Consider the following 22,696-nt stretch of genomic DNA (forward strand, 5'->3'; position numbering starts at 1 on the left):
TTCTTGGCTTCTTCAGCTTTCTTGGCTTCTTCAGCTTTCTTGGCTTCTTCAGCTTTCTTGGCTTCTTCAGCTTTCTTGGCTTCTTCAGCTTTCTTAGCGTCTTCTGTTTGTTTTGAATCACCTCCTCCGCCCGAGCCGGAATTATTGCCCGGCTGTTGCGGGGTCGGTGCAGACTGTGCAGACGGCGTGCCACCACCGCTTGAACCGCATGCACTCAATGCGATGCTGCAGGCAATCGCCAACATACTTAATTTAAATGATTCCTTCATGGTCAAACTCCTGAATGTGATAATGGTATTTTGGAATGATGGTGATAAAATATTTGATAATTATTTACATCAAACCAATTAAAATATACCGCAAATGCGGATAACCAAACGGTACTAAACTTGCATCAGTATGAAGGTCGTCTGAAAACAGAATTTATGAATCCGCGTATACAGATGTGTTTCAGACGACCTCTACTTATATCGTCAAACCATTAATGACGGTGCGGAACAAAGCCTTCCGGAGCTTCCGCACCTGCAGGCAGGTCAAATGTTTCGCGCAGAACGACTTTGTAGAACGCAAATGCATCTTTTGCACCTTGAATCGCTTCGGCTTCAGCTTCAGGACTTAAACCCAAAGCATTCAGATGCTCGACAAACGCACGCCAATGTTTGCCGCGGCCGTTCGGATGGGGGGCGAGGTGGCGCGCGCCGTGTTCGCCGGTGTAATCCAGTTTTTGCGCGTGTTTAAACAAAAATGCTGCGCCCAAATTGGAACCTTCGGCGCAATACAGCCAACCGATGGCTTTGTTGCCGGTTTCATGTGGCAACGGTTTACCGTATTCGTAAGGTTTGTCGCCCAAATCAGCCAAGTCTTGCGTTACCGCGTCGTAACGCGCCATGTATTCCAGCTCAGGAATGGCTTTGTTCAACTCGGAGTCTTTATAAATATGATCGACCGCTTTGTGGAACACTGATTGCAGTTTCAAAAATTTGATGTAATTCTCTTTGTTGGTAAACGGCTCGACAGACATAACCAAGTTGTCCACGCTATCGTGAATAGTTGTAGTTTGCTCTTTCAGCCGTTTGGCAAAAGTCAGCTCTTGTGTTTCGCTCATGTGAATATCCTTCATACAGTTTCAGACGACCTTCCGGCCGCCTTTATTTAAACAAGGTGGATTGGATAGATTTGAAAACGGACACGGGATGGAAGCCAAGGTTTGTGGGATTGGAAACCCACCAAACCTGGTTGAAAACAAACCATCGGGTTTCGTTATTTTATGAAATATTTTTTAAAAATATATATCATTCCAATTCAAATGGCAAGAGAATGGTTTGCAGCTACTTGCAACTACAAGATAATAACGGACAATTTTCCACCTTCGGCAAACAAGAGAGGCAGGCTTAACGGAAAATGATTCCTTAACCATAAAAAATATTGTTTACAAAGACATGACAACATCTCGGTAGACGCCGTCCTTGCCTCACCTGCGTCAAAACGGCATACTTTCGCCATACCGAGCCGCAGGTCGTCTGAAACCTGCCACACTGTCAAAAAGGAAGAAACAACATGAACCCTATCCGCCCCTTCTTAGACCATACTCCGCAAATTCACGAATCCTGCCTCATCGACGAAACCTCCGTCATCATCGGCGAAGTATCGCTTGCCGAAGACGTATCCGTTTGGCCGTATGCCGTGTTGCACGGCGACGTGAACAGCATCAGCATCGGCGCGCGCAGCAATGTACAGGACGGCAGTGTCTTGCACGTTTCGCACAAAAACGCGGAAAAGCCCGAAGGCTCACCCCTTATCATCGGCGAAGACGTAACCGTCGGACACAAAGTCATGCTGCACGGCTGCCGCATCGGCGATCGTGTGTTGATTGGGATGGGTACGATTATTCTGGACGATACCGTCATCGAAGACGACGTGATGATAGGTGCAGGCAGTTTGGTGCCGCCACGCAAACGTTTGGAAAGCGGCTATCTCTATGTCGGTTCGCCCGTCAAACAAGTCCGCCCGCTGACCGAAAAAGAAAAAGAATTTTTGAAATATTCTTCCGCGCATTATGTGCGGCTGGCAGGCCAACACAAGCAGTCAAAATAATTTTCAGGCGACCTTATATCCCTTAAAAAAGAAAGTTTTATGCACACACTCTACCTAGCCTCCGGCAGCCCGCGCCGCCGCGAAATTTTGGAAAACCTAGGATTCAAAGTTATCCGTATCCCTGCCGACATCGACGAAACGCCGCATTCCGACGAAAAAGCCGCCGATTATGTGCAACGTATGGCGCAGGAAAAAAATGCCGCCGCTGTCGAGCAATGGTTTGCCGCACACGACGCGTCGCCCGAATATCCGATTCTGACTGCCGACACTACGGTCGCCTATCAAAACCACATCCTCGGCAAACCGGAAACCGAAGCCCAAGCAGCCGAAATGCTCGCCCGGCGTTCAGGGCAGACGCATCAGGTGCTGACTGCCGTATGCGTATATTGGCAAGGGAGAGCGCACGGCGTTTTGCAAACCAGCGATGTACGTTTCAAAACCTTGTCTGCCGAAGAAATATCCGCCTATATCCGAAGTGGCGAACCGATGGACAAAGCGGGCGCGTATGGCATTCAGGGTTTGGGCGGCGTGTTTGTCGAGCATTTGCAAGGCAGCTTTACAGGCGTGATGGGCCTGCCCGTTTACGAAACGGTCGGCTTGTTGGAACAATTCGGATTGAGTATTCCCCCATTTGCCTGATTTTAAATACCTTCAAACAAACATTATGAAAACATACGTCTTCCCCTTTTTATCCGCAGTATTCCTTCTCGCTGGCTGCACCACTTTTTCAGACGACGGTACAACCGCCATCCGCAAAGGCAACGACAGTATCCTCTCTTTCGGGAAGCTTGGCTCCGCTATAGAAGATGCGCCCGCAGGCGGCTGGGTCATGCTCGGCGATCAATACACCTATGAGACCTTTGCAAAAAAGCCCTTCCTTCGACAGCTGAAACTCCAAACACAGGTTTTCGTCTATTTCCGCTCCTAATTACTCCTGATTTTACCCAAATACCCCCTTAATCCTCCCCGGACACCCGATAATCAGGCATCCGGCCGCCTTTTAGGCGGCAGCAGGCGCACTTAGCCTGTTAGCGGCTTTCAATAGGTTCAAACACATCGCCTTCAGATGGCTTTGTGCACTCACTTTAATCAGTCCAAAATAGGCTGCCCGCGCATAGCGGAACTTCCGGTGTAACGTACCGAAGCTTTGTTCGACCACATAACGGGTTTTCGACAAATATCGGTTGCGTTTGGTTTGCGCTTCCGACAGCGGATGGTTACTGTGTGCTTTGCGCATAATGCCGTCCTGCAGCCGATGCTCTTTCAGATGTTGCTGGTTTTCCTTACTGTCGTAGCCTTTGTCGGCATAGACGGTCGTACCTTTGGATAGGCCTTCCAACAAAGGCAACAGGTGTTTGCATTCATGGGCATTGGCAGGGGTAATGTGCAGTTTCTCAATATAGCCTTCCGCATCGGTACGGGTATGTTGTTTGTACCCGAGTTTGTAGAGGCCGTTTTTCTTTATCCAACGGGCATCGCTGTCTTTACTCGGCGTGGTTTGGCCGCTGATTTGCCCTTCTTCATCGACTTCTATAGCCTGGCGTTGTTTGCTGCCGGCGGTCTGAATAATGATGGCGTCAATGACGGCGACGGATGCTTTCTCTACTTTTAAGCCTTTTTCAGTCAGTTGGCGGTTGATCAGTTCCAGCAGTTCGGATAGGGTGTCGTCTTGCGCCAGCCAGTTGCGGTAGCGACATAAGGTGCTGTAATCGGGGATGCTCAGTTCGTCAAAACGGCAAAACAGGTTGAAATCGATGCGGGTGATGAGGCTGTGTTCGAGTTCGGGATCGGAGAGGCTGTGCCATTGTCCGAGCAGGACGGCTTTGAACATGGACAACAGGGGATAGGCGGGACGGCCGCGGTGGTCTCGAAGGTAACGGGTTCTTTGACGATTCAGGTATTGTTCGATCGGTTGCCAATCAATCACTTGATCCAACTTCAATAGTGGGAAACGGTCGATGTGTTTGGCGATCATGGCTTGGGCGGTTTGCTGAAAGAAGGTACTCATGGAAAATCCCCTAAATGTCTTGGTGGGAATTTAGGGGATTTTGGGGAATTTTGCAAAGGTCTCGGCCTATAATCTATCTGCCACACTCAAATATTCATTTTAAAAGCAAATTTATATCAAATAAGTACTTTTGCTTTATAATAACAACAAATACCCAACAAACAGGGAACAAACATGAAAAAAACACTAATGACACTTATCCTTTGCGCACTGACTCCTGCCGCCCTAGCTGCCGATACTTACGGCTACCTGGCCATGTGGCAAAACCCTGCCGACAGCAATGAAGCGCTGCAAATCAAAACCACCAAAGAAAATGCCACACAACTGGATGCAACAGCCGAGCTCGAAACATTCTGTAAAGGCCAAGATGCCTTAGCCGGTATCGGCGCAGGCCAAGCAACAGGCTGCAAAACGGTTGTCCCACTGCACAATACCTGTATCGCGGTTGCCTACCCTAAAGCCATGGGCAAATTAACTGCTCAAAACGTGGTGGCCATTACCTCCCCACGTTTCAAAACCGTGCATCAAATTGCCTTGAGCCAGTGCATCAAAAAATACGGCTCTCAAGGACAATGTGCTTTAGAAACAGTCTATTGCACTTCTGAAACCTACTATCAAGGTACGGTCAAAACCCTTTGGGAAAAAATCAAATCCATTTAAGGCCGTCTGAAAATAAAACCGGCTTGCCCGATATTCTCCATATCACGGCAAGCCGGTTTTTTATTCTGGCTTTTATTTGCTGTTTTTTTCCAACAATTTGGCGACAACGCCTTCAGCCTGTTTCACCAAATCAGGATTGGTTCGAAAGTGGTTTTCATCGTTCAAAGAATAGCTGACCGTAGAAACCGCATACTTGGTGCTTCGCAACACAAATACGCCTTTACGCAAGATTTCGTTATTGCCTTTGGTTTTGTAACGCAGATTATACGGGCAAGAAGAATCATACAGTTTGCCGCGGTTGTCTGCGGTTACAATCGTGCTGCCAATGCCGCGTTTTGCCAAAGCTTTGGACAAAGCACGATCCAAATCATGCGGTCTTACTTTTGCATTTTGAATGATGCAGACATGTTTGATGCTGGTCAGCTCTTCAGGTTTCAATACTCTTTGTTCCGTAGTAGAACACGCGCCCAGCAACAATACGGCTGAAGCCGCCGCTAAAATCATGGTTTTCATCTGTTTTCCTTTTAAAATGTTCAAACAATAAATATTCAGACGGCCTTTATAAAAAGGCCGTCTGAAAAAATCAACGTACGTTTTTCATCAAGCGTTGTTTCTCACGCTTCCAATCCGCTTCTTTCAGGCTTTGGCGTTTGTCATGCTGTTTCTTACCCTTGGCCAAACCGATTTCCACTTTGATTCTACCGCGGGTGTAATGCAGGTTTAAGGGCACAATCGTATAACCGGCGCGTTCGGTTTTGCCGATTAACTTATTAATTTCCGATTGTTTCAACAACAACTTACGCGGACGAACAGGGTCAGGTTTGACGTGTGTCGAGGCAGTGGGCAATGCGGTAATGTGGCAGCCCACCAAATAGAATGCGTCTTTTTTCCAGTAGATATAGCTTTCTTTTAATTGCACGCGTGCAGCGCGGATGGCTTTGACTTCCCATCCCTCCAATACTATACCGGCTTCGATTTGGTCTTCGATAAAGAAATCGTGAAAGGCTTTTTTATTATTGGCAATACTCATTGTGCTGATTCTTTACAAACTTTTCAGACGGCCTATTTTATCAGGCATGCTTAAAAAATAAAACGGCAAACGGTTTTGAAACGTTTATTCGCTTAAAACATGGCGACGGTAAAAGCGGTCTATATCGGCAATGGCTTTTTCATCTTCAGGACGCAAATCCAGTTTCAAATCGGCAAGGCGGATCAAAATTTGGTCTTCACGCTCGGCAACGGCGCAGCTGACCTCGCCTTCGCTGCGGAAATGACGGATAAGCTCGTCCAACTGGTTTAAAGCATTTTGATAAGATGAATTTGGATTCATAATTTTTAACTCGAACGCCCATAAAAAATGGCGGGAAACCCCGCCATGATTATACGGCTTATGCCGCGCATTTGATTAAGCAGCTTGAATGTTAGCAGCTTGTTTGCCTTTAGGGCCGGTGGTTACGTCGAAAGATACGCGTTGACCTTCTTTCAGGGTTTTGAAACCATCCATGTTGATCGCTGAGAAGTGAGCGAACAAATCTTCGCCACCTTGATCAGGAGTGATGAAACCAAAACCTTTAGCGTCGTTAAACCATTTTACGATACCGGTTGCCATTAGAAACTTCCTATACTTAAAAATTAACAAAATCAGCAAAACAAGGCATACAAAAAACTAAAACGTTCAGCGTTTCTCCCACGTATTGCATACGCGGTTGAGTGCCAACTTCTGCTTAACCGTCTTTTTACATTTGTTAAGACAAAACGTCAAGCTATGTTTTCAAAAAAGTGGGAAAATAGAAAAAAATTGCCGAAATACAACAGAAAAAGGTTTGCACTCTAAAACAGGCCGTCTGAAAACTGAAACCTAAGATTATGAGCCATCCGAATACCGACCACCAATCCGATACCCTGCTCAGCGATATCAACACACAGCCGCCGAAACGTTACGGCGTATTTTTATTGAACGACGATTACACCACCATGGAATTTGTCGTCGAGATCCTGACCGAAGTCTTTATGCTTGCACAGGAACAGGCAGTGGCCGTCATGTTGCTGGTGCACCACGAAGGCAAAGGCCTGTGCGGCACCTACACGCGCGATATTGCCCAGACTAAGCAACATCAGGTCATGGAACGTGCCAAAGCTGAAGGGCATCCGCTCAAATGTATAGTCGAAGAGGTTTAAACCATGCTTTCACCCGAATTGGAACACATCCTGCAACTGCTCTACCGTGAAGCACGCAACGCGCGTTATGAGTTTATCAGCTTAGAGCACCTGCTTTTGGTGCTGATAGAAGAAGATGCAGCTGTGCCGAACGTCTTGAAACTGTGCGGTGTGGATTTGAAAGTCCTGTCCGAGCAGCTTGCCGCCAGCGTTGCTGAAAATACGCCGCAAATTCCCGATCATCTTCTGGATACGGTCGAAACCCAGCCGACATTGGGCTTCCAACGCGTCATCCAACGGGCGATGGTGCATACCCAGTCTGCCGGTAAAGCCGCAGTAGAGCCTTTGGATATTTTGGTTGCCATGATGAGCGAATCCGAAAGCCATGCCGTTTATTTCCTCAAATTGCAATCCATTACACGCTTTGAAGTCTTGCGTTGCATTGCCCATGGCTCGCCCGATGACGAGGACGGCAATGATTCAGACGGCCTGGGACGCGAGGACGAAGAAGCGGAACAAAAAACCGGCTCGCTTTCCGACTACACAGTCAATCTCAACACTGAAGTCAAAGCCGGCCGTATCGACCCTTTGATTGGTCGCAAACACGAAATGGAAAGGCTGGTGCAAATCCTATGCCGCCGCCGCAAAAACAATCCACTTTTGGTCGGCGAAGCTGGCGTGGGCAAAACCGCGCTGGCGGAAGGGCTGGCGCATCAAATCGTCAACGGCGACATTCCCGACGCGCTTAAAGATGCCGAAGTGTACGCGCTGGATATGGGTTCGCTTTTGGCGGGCACGAAATACCGCGGCGACTTTGAAGCGCGGGTCAAATCCGTCTTGAAACAGCTCGAAAAAATCCCTCAAGCCATTTTGTTTATCGACGAAATCCACACCATCATTGGCGCGGGCAGCACCAGCGGCGGCACGATGGACGCGTCCAACCTGCTCAAACCCGCACTGGCAAAAGGTTCGCCGCGCTGTATCGGCGCGACCACTTACGACGAATACCGCACTATTTTCGACAAAGACCACGCCTTAAGCCGCCGCTTCCAAAAAATCGACGTGGTCGAACCCACCGTCGCCGAAACCGTGCAAATCCTGCGCGGCTTGAAACCGATGTTTGAAGGTTTCCACCAAGTCCGCTACACGCAAGGCGCACTCGAAGCCGCCGCCGAACTCTCCGCCCGCTACATCAACGAGCGTTTCCTGCCCGACAAAGCCATCGACGTGATGGATGAGGCAGGCGCGGCGCAACAGATTCTGCCCAAATCCAAACAGAAAAAAGTCATCGGCAAAGCGCAAATCGAAACCGTCATCGCCAAAGTCGCGCGGATTCCCGAAAAAACCGTGTCGCACGACGACAAACAAGTGCTGCAATTCCTCGGACGCGATTTGAAAAACATGGTTTACGGTCAGGAAAACGCCATCGACGCGCTGGTTGCCGCCGTCAAAATGTCGCGTTCCGGCCTCGCCCTGCCCGACAAACCCATAGGCTGCTTCCTCTTCTCCGGTCCGACCGGCGTCGGCAAAACCGAAGTCGCCAAACAACTTGCCTACTCGATGGGCGTACCGCTGCAACGTTTCGACATGTCCGAATACATGGAACCCCACGCCGTATCACGCCTGATCGGCGCGCCGCCGGGCTACGTCGGCTTTGACCAGGGCGGCCTTTTGACCGAAGCCGCCAACAAACATCCGCATTGCGTATTACTCTTAGACGAAATCGAAAAAGCCCATCCCGACATTTTCAACGTCCTCCTGCAAGTCATGGACGCAGGCAAACTGACCGACAACAACGGCAAGAGTGCCGATTTCCGCAACGTCATCCTGATTATGACTACCAACGCAGGCGCTGAAAGCCTCAGCCGACCCAGCCTCGGCTTCACCGCCAAACGCGAACGCGGCGACGAAATGCAGGCGATCAACAAACTCTTCACACCCGAGTTCCGCAACCGCTTGGACGCGATTATCCCGTTTGCACCCTTGTCCGAACCCATCATCGCCAAAATCGTGGACAAATTCCTGCTCCAGCTCGAACACCAGCTCCTCGACAAAAAAGTCGAAGCCGAATTCACTCAGGCATTGCGCAAATATCTGGCGGAAAAAGGTTTCGACCCGCAAATGGGCGCGCGCCCGATGCACCGCCTGATTCAGGAAAAAATCCGCAAACTGCTCGCCGACGAACTCCTGTTCGGCAAACTCGCCGAAGGCGGCTTTGTATTGATAGATTGGGATGCGGCAAAAGAAGAAGCCGTGTTGAAATTCAAGAAAAACAAAGTCAAACCTGAAGCAGAAACTGTTTAACCAGTTGAAAAATAAAAGGCCGTCTGAAATTTCAGACGGCCTTTTTATCTCAATCAAAAATCTGATTTACAAGACGGATTTAACAGTGGCAACCACATTGTCTACGGTAAAGCCGAATTCTTTGAACAGCAAATCAGCAGGTGCAGACTCGCCGAAGCGGTTGATACCGACCACTGCGCCGTTCAAACCGACGTATTTATACCAGCCGTCGGCATGTCCGGCTTCTACGGCTACGCGTGGCAAGCCTTCCGGCAGAACGGCGGCTTTGTAGGCAGCATCTTGGCGGTCGAATACATTGGTAGAAGGCATGGAAACAACGCGTACGGCAATACCTTGTTCTGCCAATACCTTTTGCGCCTCCAGAGCCAATTCAACTTCAGAACCGGTAGCAATTACAACAGCTTGCGCATTGCCTTTAGCTTCACTGATTACGTAAGCACCGCGTTTGATGTTGTTCAGCTGTTGCTCATCACGCGCTTGGAATTTCAGGTTTTGACGGCTGAAAATCAGGCTGGACGGGTGATCGGCCGCTTTAACGGCTTCAGACCACGCTACCAAAGATTCAACGGTATCGCATGGACGCCATACATCCATATTCGGAATCAGGCGCAGAGTGGCAGTTTGCTCGATAGGTTGGTGGGTCGGACCGTCTTCGCCCAAACCGATGGAATCGTGGGTGAACACAAATACAGGGTTGATTTTCATCAGCGAAGCCATACGTAAGGCATTACGCTCGTATTCACTGAACATCAGGAAAGTCGCGCTGAATGGTTTAACACCGCCATGCAGGGTAAGGCCATTCATCACCGCGCCCATACCGAATTCACGCACGCCGTAGTGAATATAGTTGCCGCCGTGTTCGCGGGTAACGGAAACGCTGTTTGACCAGTCAGTCAGGTTGGACGGGGTCAAGTCGGCAGAACCGCCCACCAATTCAGGCAGCTCTTTTGCCAAGATTTCGATGCTGTTTTGGCTGGCTTTACGGGTCGCGATGGTTTCTGCTTTGGCACACACTTCTTTCAATGCGGCTTGAATGTAAGCGTCGAAATTTTCAGGCAGTTTTTTATCCATGCGGCGCACGAATTCTGCAGCTTCGGCAGGATATTTGGCTTGATATTGAGCGAAGAGTTCGTTCCATTCGGCCTCAAGTTTCGCGCCTTTTTCTTTTGCATCCCATGCTGCATAGATTTCTTGAGGGATTTCAAACGCAGGATAAGCCCAACCCAAATGTTTGCGCGTGGCTTCGATCTCATCCGCACCCAAAGGCGCACCGTGGGTTTTGTGACTGCCTTCTTTGTTGGCACTGCCTTTACCGATTAAGGTTTTGCAGCAAATCAGGGAAGGTTTGCCGGTTTCGGCTTTGGCCGCTTCAATGGCCGTCTGAATGGCATCAGTGTCATGACCGTTTACATTTGGAATCACATGCCAGCCGTAGCTTTCAAAGCGTTGCGGAATATTTTCGGTAAACCAACCGTCCACTTTACCATCGATGGAAATATTGTTGTCATCATATAAAACAATCAGTTTGCCCAAGCCCAAAGTACCGGCAAGCGAGCAGGCTTCATGCGATACGCCTTCCATCATGCAGCCGTCGCCCATGAAAACGTAGGTGTAGTGGTCAACGATATTCAAACCGTCTTTATTGAATTCGGCAGCCAAGATTTTTTCGGCCAAAGCCATGCCCACAGCGTTGGCAATACCTTGTCCCAATGGACCGGTCGTGGTTTCCACACCGTCGGTGTAGCCATATTCAGGATGGCCGGGGGTTTTGCTGTGCAGTTGGCGGAAGTTTTTCAGATCATCAATGGAAACGTTGTAGCCGGTCAGGTGCAACAGGCTGTAAAGAATCATGGAAGCATGACCATTGGAGAGGACAAAACGGTCGCGGTTGTAGAATTTCGGGTTGGCTGGATTATGATTGAGGAACTTCGTCCACAATACTTCCGCCATTTCCGCCATACCCATAGGCGCACCCGGGTGGCCAGAGTTGGCTTTTTGTACGGCATCGACTGAGAGGAAACGGATTGCGTTTGCCAGTTGAGACATGGTTTGACCTTCCTTGGACAAGATTGGAAATATGAAAAAAGTGTGCCGATTATCGCCTGAATCAGCCGTGCTTTCAAGAATAGCCTTTGATATTTGCATTGTCAGACGGCATGATTTCCAATAGGCCGTCTGAAACGGACGGGATAGATGATATTAACTGTTATTTCGTTTTGAAACAGTATGTTGTAAATTTTTTATCGGATAAATAGGAAATCGCTATAAGTATAAACCTACACTTATTCCGTAAGTCTTTGAATACTGCTCTTTTCAGACGGCCTTGTATGAGACAGGAGTACCGCAACTATTGTTAAGGGCAAACCCTGCTTTTGCTTTGCATAGAGTCAAATGTTATGATTTTATATGCACTCCAAAGGCCGTCTGAAAATATTCGCATCAAACTACTACCATGACAAAAGGCTTGTGTGCACTTCGATTAAGGAACACTGATTATGTCACCCGAAAACCAAGCTGAAAACGCCACACCCTCAACAGAAAAAACGGCAAAAGCCACTCCGCCCAAACCTTCCAAACCCAAATCCAGCGTAATTCAAATTCATCCCGAAGGCGAACGCATCCATCCGAAAAAAGCAGAAGGACGCTTTGCCAAACTACGTATCGCCGCCGTATTGGCGACCCAGTTTGTATTTTACGTAATTCCATGGTTTAACTGGAGTAACCGTCAGGCAGTTTTATTCAATATCCCTGACCGTCATTTTTTCATTTTCGGCCTGTCACTGGGCATGGGCGATTTGATTTACCTTGCCTTGCTGCTGATGATTTGTGCTTTCGGACTGTTTTGGTGGACAACCATTGCCGGTCGTTTGTGGTGCGGCTACTCTTGCCCGCAAACGGTTTACACCGAAATCATGCTTTGGATCGACAACTTGGTTGAAGGCGACCGCAACAAACGTTTAAAACTGGAAAAATCGCCTTGGAACTTTACTAAAATCCGTATTAAAGCCACCAAATACCTGCTGATTTTCCTTGTCTGTGCGTGGACAGGTATCACTTTTGCAGGCTGGTTTGTCCCTATCCGCCAGTTTGTTCCCGATTTATTCACCGGAGCAGCAGGCGGTGGCGCAATGTTTGCCGCAGCGTTTTACGGATTCATGACCTTCTTTTTTGCCCACATCATGCGCGAAAAAGTGTGTCTGCATATGTGCCCGTATGCACGCTTCCAAAGTGCGATGTTTGACAAAGACACACTGATTATTTCCTACGATACCGAACGCGGCGAACCTCGCGGTGCACGCAAAAAAACCGCCAACAAAGAAGACAGCGGCTTAGGCGACTGCATCAACTGCACCATGTGCGTACAAGTCTGCCCTGTTGGTATCGACATCCGCGACGGTCTGCAATACCAATGTATCGGTTGTGCAGCCTGTGTCGATGCTTGTGACGAAATCATGGACAAAATGGGTTATCCGCGCGGCCTGATCCGTTACACCACCGAAGGTGCAATGGAGCATGAATACCCTGAAAGCGACATCAAAAAACGTCTGAAACGCCCTCGCGTTGCAGGTTATGGTGCAGTATTGTTTGTGGTTATTATTGCTTTCTTAACCGGTATTTCCACCCGTAAAATGGTCGAAGTGGATATTCTGAAAGACCGCGGCGTGATGGTACGTGAAAACAGCCAAGGCTGGTTGGAAAATGCCTACAACCTGCGCATCATTAATAAGAGTGAACATGAGCAGACCGTTACTGCCACAGTCAAAGGTTTTGATGATATCGCCTTGACCGGCTTACCCGAAAACGGTATTAAAATTGCGCCACGCGAAACCGTAACCATTCCGGTTCAAGTATCCACCATCCCTGAGTACGCCGAAAAAGGCAGCCAGCCGATTGAATTTACTTTCACATATCGTGAAACCGATGACGCTGATGCCGAACCGACTGTCTTGAATGAAAAAGCAACCTTTATTGGAGAATAACAACGGTGTCCAAACCCAATCCCACTAAGCCTTGGTATAAACACACTTGGCCTTGGGTGCTGATGGCAGGTCCAATCTTTGTCGTTATCGCCAGCGTTTCCATGTTCTTCGTCGCAAAAGAACATACGACAGACTTGGTTTCCGACGATTACTATAAAGACGGAAAACACATCGAAATCCAGCTTCACCGCGATGAAGAAGCCGTTAAACGGCAGATTCAGGTGCAGGTTTTAATCAGTCCGGACATGAATGCCGCCAAAGTATTCGTCAGCGGACAATTCGATCCCAAACAGTCATTAAACCTGCTGCTGATGCACCCTACACGCAAAGCTGACGACCAAATCGTCAAGCTGCGCACCGTAACAGCCGAGCCACAAAACGGCCGTATGGAATACGAAGCCGTCTTTAAACCTTTACGCCCAACCAATCATTGGTACCTGCGCGTTGAAGATGCCTCAGGCGTATGGCGTGTTGAAAACAAATGGATAGTTAGCCAAGGCAACGCAGTCAATCTGACGCCTATGGACAAATTGTTCGACAACGGCAAACAAGCCGCTTCAGAAGAACAATAAATCCCATGTTCAGGCCGTCTGAAACTTTCAGACGGCCTGAAAATCTTTTACCCTCTATCATTCTTTAAAATATGATTTTTTCCAATTGGCGCAGACTGACAGAAAACGAAGTCCGTATGGCAAAACAGGTTTTTGCCGACGGCATAGACTTCAACCGCATTAAAATATATCGCGGCATCCCCTTCCTACCCAACCCCAATACCGCCATTGCCCCCAATGGAAATATATATTTCCCGCGCAAACACTGCCCTGATGATTTCACTCAAGCCGGCATCGCCTACAAAATCTGGCTGATTCATGAGCTTACACACGTCTGGCAACACCAGCGCGGTCACAAAGTTTGGTTATCCGGTTTATTCATTATGCTCAAAGGCGGATATAGGAAACGCAAAGCTTACGCCTATCCCATGCCTTTGCCTCACTTCAACCAACTCAATATTGAGCAGCAGGCCGACCTCGTTGCCCACTATTTTGCAGCCACTTACCTGCCCAAAAACATTTATACCCCTCAACAACCCATTTTTCAGACGGCCTTAACAGACTTTCTTCACAACCCGCATAACAAAGCCCTTTGCCCACGTTACTTGTCGGCAAAAAAACAACACTCAAAAAAGCCCAGTAAGCAAATAAGCTATAATGGACAATCCGACACATCGTCCAAAAGGTCACAAACCATGCCTTGGAACATACCTATTTTACTTACCTGGATGCGCGTCCTATTAATCCCCGTGTTTACCATCCTATTCTATTTACCGAACACATGGATTCAACCACAAACCGTCAACTGGACAGCCGCTATCATCTTTGCACTTGCAGCTATTACAGACTGGTTTGACGGCTTTTTAGCACGTCGCTGGAAACAAACCTCCGACTTTGGCGCATTCCTCGACCCCGTTGCCGACAAACTCATGGTTGCCGTTGCCCTACTCCTGCTCGTCAGCCTTGGCAGAACATACGCTATCTTCGCCATGATTATTATTGGCCGAGAAATTACCATTTCCGCCCTGCGCGAATGGATGGCACAAATGGGCAAACGCGGCAGCGTTGCAGTGGCCACTATCGGCAAATTCAAAACCACTGCCCAAATGATCGCCATCTTCCTTTTACTTATCGGCACAGACAAATATAACGACCCTTTCTATCTCATTGGTAACATATTGATGTTTATAGCATCTGTATTGACCATCTGGTCCATGTGCTACTACCTGAAAATGGCATGGAAAGAATTCAAATAAAATTTTTAAAAAAATAAAAACAAAACACTTGACGCACACGATTAAATCCATAATAATTGCGTCTTCTTCGATATACGAAGCAACAAATATCAGAGCGGGAATAGCTCAGTTGGTAGAGCGCAACCTTGCCAAGGTTGAGGTCGCGAGTTCGAGACTCGTTTCCCGCTCCATCCTGATTACTTGTTGATTGTTCTTTTTCAATATGCGGGAATAGCTCAGTTGGTAGAGCGCAACCTTGCCAAGGTTGAGGTCGCGAGTTCGAGACTCGTTTCCCGCTCCAGTTTAATTTCAGATGCATTCAAATGCGGGAATAGCTCAGTTGGTAGAGCGCAACCTTGCCAAGGTTGAGGTCGCGAGTTCGAGACTCGTTTCCCGCTCCATTAAATCATGCATCCGAATACGCGGGAATAGCTCAGTTGGTAGAGCGCAACCTTGCCAAGGTTGAGGTCGCGAGTTCGAGACTCGTTTCCCGCTCCAGTTTCAATACTACCAACACTCCAAAGTAGTTTATTTGGCGAGATAGCAAAGTGGTTATGCAGCGGATTGCAAATCCGTCTACGCCGGTTCGATTCCGACTCTCGCCTCCATCCATTTCATGGCGGGGTGGCAGAGTGTTTATGCTATAAGGGGTGCAACCCTTATATAGGCCGGTTCAAATCCGCGCCCCCGCCTCCAATCTATCAATTTATTGTCTACGCCCGGGTGGTGAAATAGGTAGACACAACGGACTTAAAATCCGTCGGCCCTAAACCGGCCGTGCCGGTTCGATTCCGGCTCCGGGCACCAATAAATATCTGAATTTATTGAAAAACCTAAGATTCTAAATTTCTAATTGACAGCTTATTTGTAAGGCTGTCTTTTTTGTTTGTGCCTGATTTGTGTCTAACTTGCGCCATTTGTGTCAAATGTGACAAGCTCGTGCAAAACTTGAGCATGTTGATGAAGATGCCCAGGAGCCAAATGTGCGTATCTCTGCACCATCCTTAACGTCTTCCAACCACCCATTTCTTGCAACACTCTCCGCTGAACTAACCAACTTGCCCAAGTGTGCCTTAAATCGTGCCAAATAAAGTCTTCTATTTCTGCCAGTTCTAACGTCTTCTTCCAATATCGGCTGTTAATGCCGCTAATTGGTTTATTCCACTTATTCACAAAAACAAATTTCTTATGCTTGCCTATCTGCCGCTTTAATACTTCAACAGCAGTATCATTCAAAGCAACACCCAGTACATTTCCAGCTTTCATTTCATCAGGATGATACCAACAGACCTTCCTATCTAAATCAACCTGATTCCATGTCAAACCCAAACCATTTGCCTGTCGCAAGCCGGTATTTATACTAAATAATTAATTATCATATCAATACTCAAAATTGAAAATGTTTGAAGGTAGTAAAATTGACTTTTCCTCCTTTTTATATTTGCCTATCAATATACCTTTTTGGACAACTACGCTTTATGGCCCGCTGGCTCGATGGCATTAAACAAAGGTCGTCTGAAACGGTTTTTCTATTTTCAGACGGCCTTTTGAATTCATACAAACTATGGCTTGCTTATCTTTATAATTGGCTAAATTTCCAATAATCCCGTCCTTCAATTTTCCAGTAACAGAATTCATCCGGTATTAAATACCCAAAATCCATTGCCTTTGAAAACCAGCCATCATAGACATAATCTTCATGACATCTGTCCCAATCCATATGCAGATACACTTCCGTATCAAAATTGATATAGAACAAAGGCAGCCTCGAAGAAATCTGATTGATTTTTAAGAAATCACTTTGCTGGCCAGAGTCTGAGATAGGATCATTGTACGACAGCTTGTTCTCGACAACGGAATATAACCTTACTGCTTCAGCAGAAGTAAACCCCTGAAACATCAGTTCCTTCAATTCATCTTTTTTTAATACAATGACTGAATCTGATTGAAGATAGCTTTCGAAATTGTCCTTAGTTAACTGCCAGATGCCATTACGGTAATTTTTATAATCATAATTATATTGTTCTTTAGTTATAATTCCTTCTCTTAGGTAAATGTCAAAAGATATTTTTGCATTTAATTCAAAATTTTCCTTATAATCAATTAAATAATATATCTTTTTCTTATAGACAAAAATAGATATGCATTGAGTATATTGAAAGATGGCATTTAATAATTCAGATTTAAATTTCTCAATTTTTTCCATATTTGACAAATTCCTTAATAACTTTATCTTCAGCAAGTCGTAGCCCACATTAAATCTGCAGCGAAGGTGTGCGCGGTACGCACGCACGCGAGCTTGAGTCTAATAAAAAGGTCGTCTGAAACATTTTTCCAGCTTTCAGACGACCTTTTGTCAAATGTTATCGGCAGCGGCTCAATACCAACCTTAAACCTGCTCCGATTTCTTCAGGGCTGTTATCCAATGATAAAATAACATCGTCTGCATCAATGGCATCCCACGCTTCCAGCTTGACATGGCGGCTCGGGCTGATTTTCAGGCAACCGTTGTGCAGCCAAATATCCCCGCTCATCATGTTTTTAAATAAAGCGCGTCTGGTTTTATAGCCCAAGTTCCCGCATAGGTTGGCAACCCAATCCTCATAGCGTTGCCGAAATTTTTCGGTATCAAAAAAATCTTGGTCTTCCGAACTGTCATAAACGAAAGTCCTGCTGTTTGCCAACGCTTGCAAAACCGTCGTGCCTAAAGTTCCATTGTCGGTATCCAACGGCAGGATATGAGGGGGATATAGGTGGTCTGGAGCATATCGCCCAAATCCTGACCATGTTTGAATAATCAAGGCTCTTTCATTTGCCTTATAGCCAGCCCAATAATCTTGTTCTTGATTAAAAGTCATTTATTTGATCTCCGTAATTTTGACTGTAATGTTTCGATTTTTGCCATACTCTACCACACGTTGCAACTGCAATCTTTGCTCCTTATTAGTTTGTGCGGGTATGGCCAGATGGATTTCGCGCTGTTTGATCATGTCGGCCCTTAATGTCATACCCGAAAGGCTATGACGTTCAAAATTTGCCGTCTTAGAGTTGTCTTTACACTGCTGCGGATAATGGTTTTGCTGGCCGTGCTGCCGATATGGGTGTGGCGGCGGGTTGCTTTTGTCTGATTACTGTGGTGGCTTGTTGAAAGAAAGGTCGTCTGAAACCGTATTTGTTGTTTCAGACGGCCTCTTAGCTCAAACCTTGAGAACCGCATGCGTGCGTTCCGCACACATCCTACTTGTTGAGTTTAGGTTTCATATGGGCTACAGCTTGCACATAAACTCTACGTGAAGGATTCGTGTAGCAGCTATTTGCGTTATGGGTGTTTTATGTAGGTTAGGGTTTACTGTATTTAGACTTTATACAGACAATGGTTTGTTGAATAGCCAATAGTTCAATCTCATTATGTGTATTAATAGTTAAATTAATTTTAATATTATTAACAAAATAATTAATATTTCTTCCATTATTCAGGATTTCCTTCTTATCATATAATTTACTTTCTTCAATTTTCTTTATACCATCATGAATAGATATGAAATTAAAAGGTGATAAATCAGTTTTTTTGAAACCATCTTTTTCTTTCATGAAAAAAAATATTGTATCTAATTTATTATTAATAAATAAAATACTAATTCCAAAATCAAAGAACTCGTGATAAATATAACCTAGGTCTCTCTCCCATTCAGTATTTACGTAACAATTAGATGAGGGTAACCCTAATATTTCCCAAATAGTTTTGTTATTTTGTTCTATATACCAAATATTTTCCAATTCTGGTTTCATAATTACCATAACTTAATACCTCTTATCTCATTTTTTTCTTTAATGTCTTTAATTGCTTGTTCAATTTCAGATTTTGTATATTTTCCAGATTTTTCAAGATTCTTTTCAAGTACAGCCAAGTCTTTACATTGAGCTGCACAAAGATTTTGAGCATCTTCTTGAATTTGTTCCTGAGTGTTTCTGCCCTTATATGTCCTACTCTGCTTATGAAATTCATGTGGCAGTGTTATAGCTGTAGATTCATTTTTTAATTGCCTCAATTCTGATGCAGTTAAAGAACGACCCAGTATTGTTTCATTTGCTGCTACTAAAGCTGCAAAAGAAGGAATATGGTCATGTTCTAAATTATCTCCTTTAACATCTCCTTTTTTCGCTTCGCCATAACTCTTGACATCCAATTCGTTTGCACGAATTTTGGTTAGCCGAGGAGGGTTGATACTCCCCATTTGCTGCAGCTTCAAGGAAGATGTTGTCGGCAGTCCGCCCCAATCAATCCGATATGCTGTGTTTCCCACCGTCTTAGCAAGAACAAATGAACTGCCCAATCCAGCCAAGCTCGACCCTAGCTGTTCAGGATTGTTATTCGCGATGCTGTCGCCCACTCCCCATGAGGCAAGTCCTACTGCAACCGGCGGATATACACTGACTGCATTGATTCCCGCATCAATGATCAACTCACCCGAACCTGCACCATGCTTGGCTTTTTGTCCCATAATGCTTCTGGAAACAGGGAGATCTGTATCAAATATAACATTGATGCCCGCGCTGCTAACGTCCGCAATCTGTGAACAAAATTATTTGTTACCGCCCCATCGGCCGCCATCCCGCCCTGCACGGTATCCGCAGACGAATTTCCCGCAGCCGCCCCGGCGGCCGTACCCAGTATCCTCGTGATGGCCGAAATGGTCTCTTTTTCCTCCGCGCTCAGGCTGCCGCCGTCGCCTTTTCCGTACAGCCATCTGCCGATGACGGATGCGGCCGCTTCCGCGCCTCCCGATGCCAGCGCGCCGGTTAAAGCGTCGCTGCCGCCCGCTGCGGATACCGCCGCCCCGAGTACGCCGTGGGCGAGGATGTGGGCAGTTTCCTGACCCGCCGTCAGCCTGCCGTCCGGATTTTCCTGCGCCAGCCCTTTGAAGTATTGTCCGATTTGGTAGGACAGGGCGGGACTCGCGGTGGCGGCCGTTATGCCCACCACGCTATCGGTCGGGGCGGACAAGCCCGCGCCTATCATGTTGAGCAGGACTTTGCCCCGCTGCCTTACTTTGAGGCCGTCTTCGTATTCATTCCGGCTGATTTCGCCTTTTTCCCATTTTTCCTTCAGCCCGTCCAGGCTGCGTTCGATTTCGGTATTGAGGCCTTGCAGTGTCCCGCCGAACTCCTGCGTTACTTCCCTTTGCAGGTTGATTTTTTTGGCCACCGCGTCTTTGTCGAAGCTGTTTTTCAGACGGCCCGAGTGTTGATCTGCAGTTTCGGTGTCGATGCCGGTGTGGATACGCGCTTCGGTTTCTTTCGCAGTCCTGCCTGTTCGGGCAAGTTGTCCCGCTTCGTCGGTGATGTGTATGTTGCGGGTGTTGATGCCGCTGCGGGTGGTGCTGTTTTTGCTGTCTCCGTCGCTGCCGTAGCCGGCTGCCGAGCTGATCCTGTCGGCAGGCCTGCCTTGTTTGTCGGTAACCGTGCCGTCCCAGCCGCCGTTCAGATCCAAACGGCCGCCGATGCCGAAGCTTTTGCCTTCGTAGCGGCTGTGGTTTTGAATGTCGCCGGCAGCAAGGGTGGCCGTCTGAAAAAGGGTTTTTCCTTTGTCTTCGGCACTCTTGCCGGAGGTGATGATGCCGCCCTTGAGGTCTGTGTTGTCTCTGACTTTGATTTGATAGCCGTCTTCTCCGGCATAAATACCGCTTTGCTCGGTTACCGAGGCATGGTCTGCTTTGACTTTGCTTTGGCTGTAACTGCCGCTTGCACTGAATCCGTAACCGACGGTAACTTGGACATTGCCGTTTTGCTGTTTGCTCTGATAGGTTTCGCTATCTTGTACGCTTTGAATACTTAGGTTTTTGGCATTAACTTGTACGCCTGTGCCGCATACTTGTGCGCCTTTGATGATGGTATCGCCACCACTTTGGATAAGGGTTTGGCTGCCTTTTTCTCCTATGTGGCTATGGCGGTGGGTTACGCTATCGCCATTGCCGTAGCCTTTGCCGACATTGCCGCCTGCGGTAAAGCCTAGACCAGCCTCCTTGTCCGAATGATACGGCAGCACCTGCGTTCCAGCCGCTGCTTTTGTTGTTGCTGCGTTCGCTGCTGCTTTGTTCGGCGGATTGGAGTGTGATGTCGTTATCGGCAATCAGGCCGGTTCCTGCTTTGCCGGCAACATCTGAGCCGGTAATGTGGATATTGGATTGTTCTGCTGCGCCTGTGGCGATTAATGTGGTTTTACCGCCTGCTTGAATTTGACTCGCTTGGGCTTGGCTTGCTTGAACTCGGGTGGTTTGTCAGTTTTGCTGTTCGCCGTAGGTTATAGAGATGCTGACTTGTTTGGCATTGGTTGTACCATTGGCTAAGTTTTGTGCACTCTTACCTGTTTGATAGGCTTACCAGCCTGCATTGGCAGCTGCCATGGCATTGACACGACCATTTTTGCTTTGTCCGACTTGTTTGCTGCTTTGTGCGACGGCAATCGCTTGTTGTGCCAAATCGGTAACGGGCGAACTGAATGCCACCGTTAAGCCTTTTTGTTCATAGATTTGGGTGGTATTACTGTTTAATTTGTTGTGTGCCGCTTGAATGTCTATGCTTTGGGCATGGATGATATTGTTGCCTTCTGGGCTGGAAACGGTACTGCCGATTTGTTCGTAGTGTTTGCCTGCAACAATGGTGGTATCGCCTTTCAAGCTGCCTACGGTACTGCCTGTATGTTCGTTGCTTTGGGATTGGTTTTCTTGTGTGTTTGTCTTGCTGCCAATCGTGAAGCCAATCCCTGCGCTCATCAAGCCTGATTTTTGGGTTTGATGATAGCCTTCGCTCTGACTTTGAGTTTGGGTTGTACCAATGCGAACATGATTGCCTGCTTGAATCCGGGTGCCATTATCGGAAATAACATTGCTGCCAAGAATGTTGGCATCGTTTCTTGCCTGCAATACAACTTGCTTGCCTTCAAAGGTGCTGCTTTGGGCGGTTAGGAATAAACCTATCCTGTTGAATACATTGAAGCCAAGTACGCCTATCAACACTATATTAAAACACAGCCTTAGGATATATACCTTTTATATAATCCTTATTTAAATAAAAACTCTTATAAAAATCTGTGTTATCTGTCGGGATTGAAAAAAAGATTTTATCTTTCTCATCAGGTTTAAATTTGTTATCAATATTAAAAAGAGAATAAGGATCACAATGAGTTTGACATACTAATGGTAAAAATTTATATCTTGGATCATGAGATATTCGATATTTATCAGGATCGAAAGATGCTAAAAATTCATCAATATTGGTATCAGATATTTTGTCATCACTAATAAACATCGCTAGAGATGGGTGACCTTGATTTTCCATTTGTTGATTAGTAAAGGATATAAATGCTAACTTGCCATTGTCGTCATACCACATAGATTTATAGTTATTGCCTTTGGGAGAATAAATTCTAGCAACACATAACATAGCTCTATCTTTACAGTCGTTATATTGAGTTTCATCAAACTCAACTGCATGGCACAATAAAGGCAATAGAAAAAACAGGGTTATTAATTTATTACTATACATAAGACGGCTTTCTATTTATTCGATAATAAATCTAGTTTTCAATATTTGATTTTGTTCTGGGTTGGTATACATAATAAATTTTACTGCTCCAAAATCTGATATTAAACCTACAACTTTTCCATTTTCCGTATAATTGTCAGGTTTATTTGCACTAATAATTTT

23 protein-coding genes, 7 tRNA genes and 2 pseudogenes are annotated in these 22,696 nt (G+C 46.6%); 16 read left to right on the forward strand and 16 right to left on the reverse strand.

Annotated features, from left to right (window positions below; all coding sequences use genetic code 11):
* Together ACTHSW_RS01780 and ACTHSW_RS01785 are read right to left on the reverse strand one after the other, a co-directional pair.
* Positions 1 to 269 (reverse strand): annotated as a pseudogene (locus ACTHSW_RS01780) (transferrin-binding protein-like solute binding protein); the annotation flags it as partial.
* Positions 270 to 481: 212 nt separating this feature from the next.
* On the reverse strand, positions 482 to 1,105 hold the full coding sequence (locus ACTHSW_RS01785; RefSeq protein WP_070461566.1) for a biliverdin-producing heme oxygenase: 624 nt from the start codon (positions 1,103 to 1,105) through the stop codon (positions 482 to 484).
* Between the two features lie 452 nt (positions 1,106 to 1,557).
* Between ACTHSW_RS01785 and ACTHSW_RS01790 the strand changes: the two genes are divergently transcribed.
* The 3 genes from ACTHSW_RS01790 to ACTHSW_RS01800 are packed head-to-tail and all read left to right on the forward strand — an operon-like array spanning position 1,558 to position 3,022.
* Positions 1,558 to 2,094 carry a gamma carbonic anhydrase family protein gene (locus ACTHSW_RS01790; protein ID WP_070461565.1) on the forward strand — a complete coding sequence of 179 codons (537 nt, stop codon included), beginning with the start codon at positions 1,558 to 1,560 and terminating at the stop codon, positions 2,092 to 2,094.
* Positions 2,095 to 2,133: 39 nt separating this feature from the next.
* Positions 2,134 to 2,733 (forward strand): Maf family protein, encoded by a 600-nt coding sequence (locus tag ACTHSW_RS01795; protein WP_070461564.1) that lies wholly within the window; start codon positions 2,134 to 2,136, stop codon positions 2,731 to 2,733.
* 25 nt (positions 2,734 to 2,758) lie between these two features.
* On the forward strand, positions 2,759 to 3,022 hold the full coding sequence (locus tag ACTHSW_RS01800) for a hypothetical protein (protein ID WP_070461563.1): 264 nt from the start codon (positions 2,759 to 2,761) through the stop codon (positions 3,020 to 3,022).
* 72 nt (positions 3,023 to 3,094) lie between these two features.
* Here the strand turns inward: ACTHSW_RS01800 and ACTHSW_RS01805 are convergent, their stop codons facing one another.
* Positions 3,095 to 4,102 carry an IS5 family transposase gene (locus ACTHSW_RS01805; RefSeq protein ID WP_440373749.1) on the reverse strand — a complete coding sequence of 336 codons (1,008 nt, stop codon included), beginning with the start codon at positions 4,100 to 4,102 and terminating at the stop codon, positions 3,095 to 3,097.
* Between the two features lie 174 nt (positions 4,103 to 4,276).
* Here ACTHSW_RS01805 and ACTHSW_RS01810 point away from each other — a divergent pair, with 174 nt between their 5' ends.
* Positions 4,277 to 4,762, forward strand: coding sequence for a DUF4189 domain-containing protein (locus tag ACTHSW_RS01810; RefSeq protein ID WP_070460952.1), 486 nt, complete (start codon positions 4,277 to 4,279; stop codon positions 4,760 to 4,762).
* Between the two features lie 72 nt (positions 4,763 to 4,834).
* Here ACTHSW_RS01810 and ACTHSW_RS01815 read toward each other — a convergent pair whose 3' ends face one another.
* The 4 genes from ACTHSW_RS01815 to ACTHSW_RS01830 all read right to left on the reverse strand — a co-directional run bounded on the left by ACTHSW_RS01815 (position 4,835) and on the right by ACTHSW_RS01830 (position 6,371).
* Positions 4,835 to 5,275 carry a hypothetical protein gene (locus ACTHSW_RS01815; RefSeq protein ID WP_003682952.1) on the reverse strand — a complete coding sequence of 147 codons (441 nt, stop codon included), beginning with the start codon at positions 5,273 to 5,275 and terminating at the stop codon, positions 4,835 to 4,837.
* Positions 5,276 to 5,345: 70 nt separating this feature from the next.
* Positions 5,346 to 5,792, reverse strand: coding sequence for an SsrA-binding protein SmpB (gene smpB / locus ACTHSW_RS01820; RefSeq protein ID WP_003679566.1), 447 nt, complete (start codon positions 5,790 to 5,792; stop codon positions 5,346 to 5,348).
* A gap of 84 nt (positions 5,793 to 5,876) precedes the next feature.
* Positions 5,877 to 6,092, reverse strand: coding sequence for a hypothetical protein (locus ACTHSW_RS01825; RefSeq protein WP_003746135.1), 216 nt, complete (start codon positions 6,090 to 6,092; stop codon positions 5,877 to 5,879).
* A 75-nt stretch (positions 6,093 to 6,167) separates the two neighbouring features.
* Positions 6,168 to 6,371 carry a cold-shock protein gene (locus tag ACTHSW_RS01830; protein ID WP_070460950.1) on the reverse strand — a complete coding sequence of 68 codons (204 nt, stop codon included), beginning with the start codon at positions 6,369 to 6,371 and terminating at the stop codon, positions 6,168 to 6,170.
* A gap of 257 nt (positions 6,372 to 6,628) precedes the next feature.
* On the opposite strand from ACTHSW_RS01830, the gene clpS reads away from it, so the two are divergent.
* Positions 6,629 to 6,940 (forward strand): ATP-dependent Clp protease adapter ClpS, encoded by a 312-nt coding sequence (gene clpS / locus ACTHSW_RS01835; protein ID WP_070460948.1) that lies wholly within the window; start codon positions 6,629 to 6,631, stop codon positions 6,938 to 6,940.
* 3 nt (positions 6,941 to 6,943) lie between these two features.
* On the forward strand, positions 6,944 to 9,223 hold the full coding sequence (gene clpA, locus ACTHSW_RS01840; RefSeq protein ID WP_440365022.1) for an ATP-dependent Clp protease ATP-binding subunit ClpA: 2,280 nt from the start codon (positions 6,944 to 6,946) through the stop codon (positions 9,221 to 9,223).
* Between the two features lie 66 nt (positions 9,224 to 9,289).
* Here clpA and tkt read toward each other — a convergent pair whose 3' ends face one another.
* On the reverse strand, positions 9,290 to 11,269 hold the full coding sequence (gene tkt / locus ACTHSW_RS01845; protein WP_070460946.1) for a transketolase: 1,980 nt from the start codon (positions 11,267 to 11,269) through the stop codon (positions 9,290 to 9,292).
* A 449-nt stretch (positions 11,270 to 11,718) separates the two neighbouring features.
* Between tkt and ccoG the strand changes: the two genes are divergently transcribed.
* The 10 genes from ccoG (at position 11,719) to ACTHSW_RS01895 (ending at position 15,796) form a co-directional block, all read left to right on the forward strand.
* Entirely contained in the window at positions 11,719 to 13,203 is a 1,485-nt protein-coding gene (gene ccoG / locus ACTHSW_RS01850) for a cytochrome c oxidase accessory protein CcoG (protein WP_070460945.1), read from the forward strand.
* A 5-nt stretch (positions 13,204 to 13,208) separates the two neighbouring features.
* Positions 13,209 to 13,775, forward strand: coding sequence for a FixH family protein (locus ACTHSW_RS01855; RefSeq protein ID WP_083290046.1), 567 nt, complete (start codon positions 13,209 to 13,211; stop codon positions 13,773 to 13,775).
* Between the two features lie 674 nt (positions 13,776 to 14,449).
* Positions 14,450 to 15,010, forward strand: a complete 561-nt coding sequence (pgsA, locus tag ACTHSW_RS01860; RefSeq protein WP_003679552.1) for a CDP-diacylglycerol--glycerol-3-phosphate 3-phosphatidyltransferase — start codon at positions 14,450 to 14,452, stop codon at positions 15,008 to 15,010.
* A 94-nt stretch (positions 15,011 to 15,104) separates the two neighbouring features.
* A tRNA-Gly gene (locus ACTHSW_RS01865) sits at positions 15,105 to 15,180 on the forward strand.
* 34 nt (positions 15,181 to 15,214) lie between these two features.
* A tRNA-Gly gene (locus ACTHSW_RS01870) sits at positions 15,215 to 15,290 on the forward strand.
* 24 nt (positions 15,291 to 15,314) lie between these two features.
* A tRNA-Gly gene (locus tag ACTHSW_RS01875) sits at positions 15,315 to 15,390 on the forward strand.
* 21 nt (positions 15,391 to 15,411) lie between these two features.
* A tRNA-Gly gene (locus tag ACTHSW_RS01880) sits at positions 15,412 to 15,487 on the forward strand.
* 36 nt (positions 15,488 to 15,523) lie between these two features.
* A tRNA-Cys gene (locus ACTHSW_RS01885) sits at positions 15,524 to 15,597 on the forward strand.
* Between the two features lie 10 nt (positions 15,598 to 15,607).
* Positions 15,608 to 15,685: transfer RNA gene (locus ACTHSW_RS01890), tRNA-Cys, on the forward strand.
* 21 nt (positions 15,686 to 15,706) lie between these two features.
* Positions 15,707 to 15,796: transfer RNA gene (locus ACTHSW_RS01895), tRNA-Leu, on the forward strand.
* A 96-nt stretch (positions 15,797 to 15,892) separates the two neighbouring features.
* Here the strand turns inward: ACTHSW_RS01895 and ACTHSW_RS01900 are convergent.
* The 8 genes and pseudogenes from ACTHSW_RS01900 to ACTHSW_RS01935 all read right to left on the reverse strand — a co-directional run bounded on the left by ACTHSW_RS01900 (position 15,893) and on the right by ACTHSW_RS01935 (position 22,534).
* A complete protein-coding gene (locus ACTHSW_RS01900) occupies positions 15,893 to 16,318 on the reverse strand; it encodes a site-specific integrase (RefSeq protein WP_234395971.1) in 426 nt (141 codons plus the stop codon).
* 250 nt (positions 16,319 to 16,568) lie between these two features.
* On the reverse strand, positions 16,569 to 17,195 hold the full coding sequence (locus ACTHSW_RS01905; RefSeq protein ID WP_107768769.1) for a hypothetical protein: 627 nt from the start codon (positions 17,193 to 17,195) through the stop codon (positions 16,569 to 16,571).
* A 157-nt stretch (positions 17,196 to 17,352) separates the two neighbouring features.
* Positions 17,353 to 17,847 (reverse strand): contact-dependent growth inhibition system immunity protein, encoded by a 495-nt coding sequence (locus tag ACTHSW_RS01910; protein ID WP_107768770.1) that lies wholly within the window; start codon positions 17,845 to 17,847, stop codon positions 17,353 to 17,355.
* On the reverse strand, positions 17,848 to 17,997 hold the full coding sequence (locus ACTHSW_RS01915) for a hypothetical protein (RefSeq protein WP_349251535.1): 150 nt from the start codon (positions 17,995 to 17,997) through the stop codon (positions 17,848 to 17,850).
* A 331-nt stretch (positions 17,998 to 18,328) separates the two neighbouring features.
* The gene (locus ACTHSW_RS01920) at positions 18,329 to 18,787 is read right to left on the reverse strand and encodes a hypothetical protein (protein WP_070460940.1); all 459 of its coding nucleotides are present in this window, start codon (positions 18,785 to 18,787) and stop codon (positions 18,329 to 18,331) included.
* Positions 18,781 to 19,491 carry a hypothetical protein gene (locus tag ACTHSW_RS01925; protein ID WP_070460939.1) on the reverse strand — a complete coding sequence of 237 codons (711 nt, stop codon included), beginning with the start codon at positions 19,489 to 19,491 and terminating at the stop codon, positions 18,781 to 18,783. Before ACTHSW_RS01925 ends, ACTHSW_RS01920 begins: the two co-directional genes overlap by 7 nt.
* Before the next feature lie 80 nt (positions 19,492 to 19,571).
* Positions 19,572 to 21,951, reverse strand: a pseudogene (locus ACTHSW_RS01930) (hemagglutinin repeat-containing protein); the annotation flags it as partial.
* Between the two features lie 58 nt (positions 21,952 to 22,009).
* On the reverse strand, positions 22,010 to 22,534 hold the full coding sequence (locus tag ACTHSW_RS01935; RefSeq protein ID WP_070460937.1) for a hypothetical protein: 525 nt from the start codon (positions 22,532 to 22,534) through the stop codon (positions 22,010 to 22,012).
* Positions 22,535 to 22,696: the final 162 nt, after the last annotated feature.

Source organism: Neisseria sp. P0008.S004 (assembly GCF_051962755.1).
Lineage (GTDB): Bacteria > Pseudomonadota > Gammaproteobacteria > Burkholderiales > Neisseriaceae > Neisseria > Neisseria subflava_A.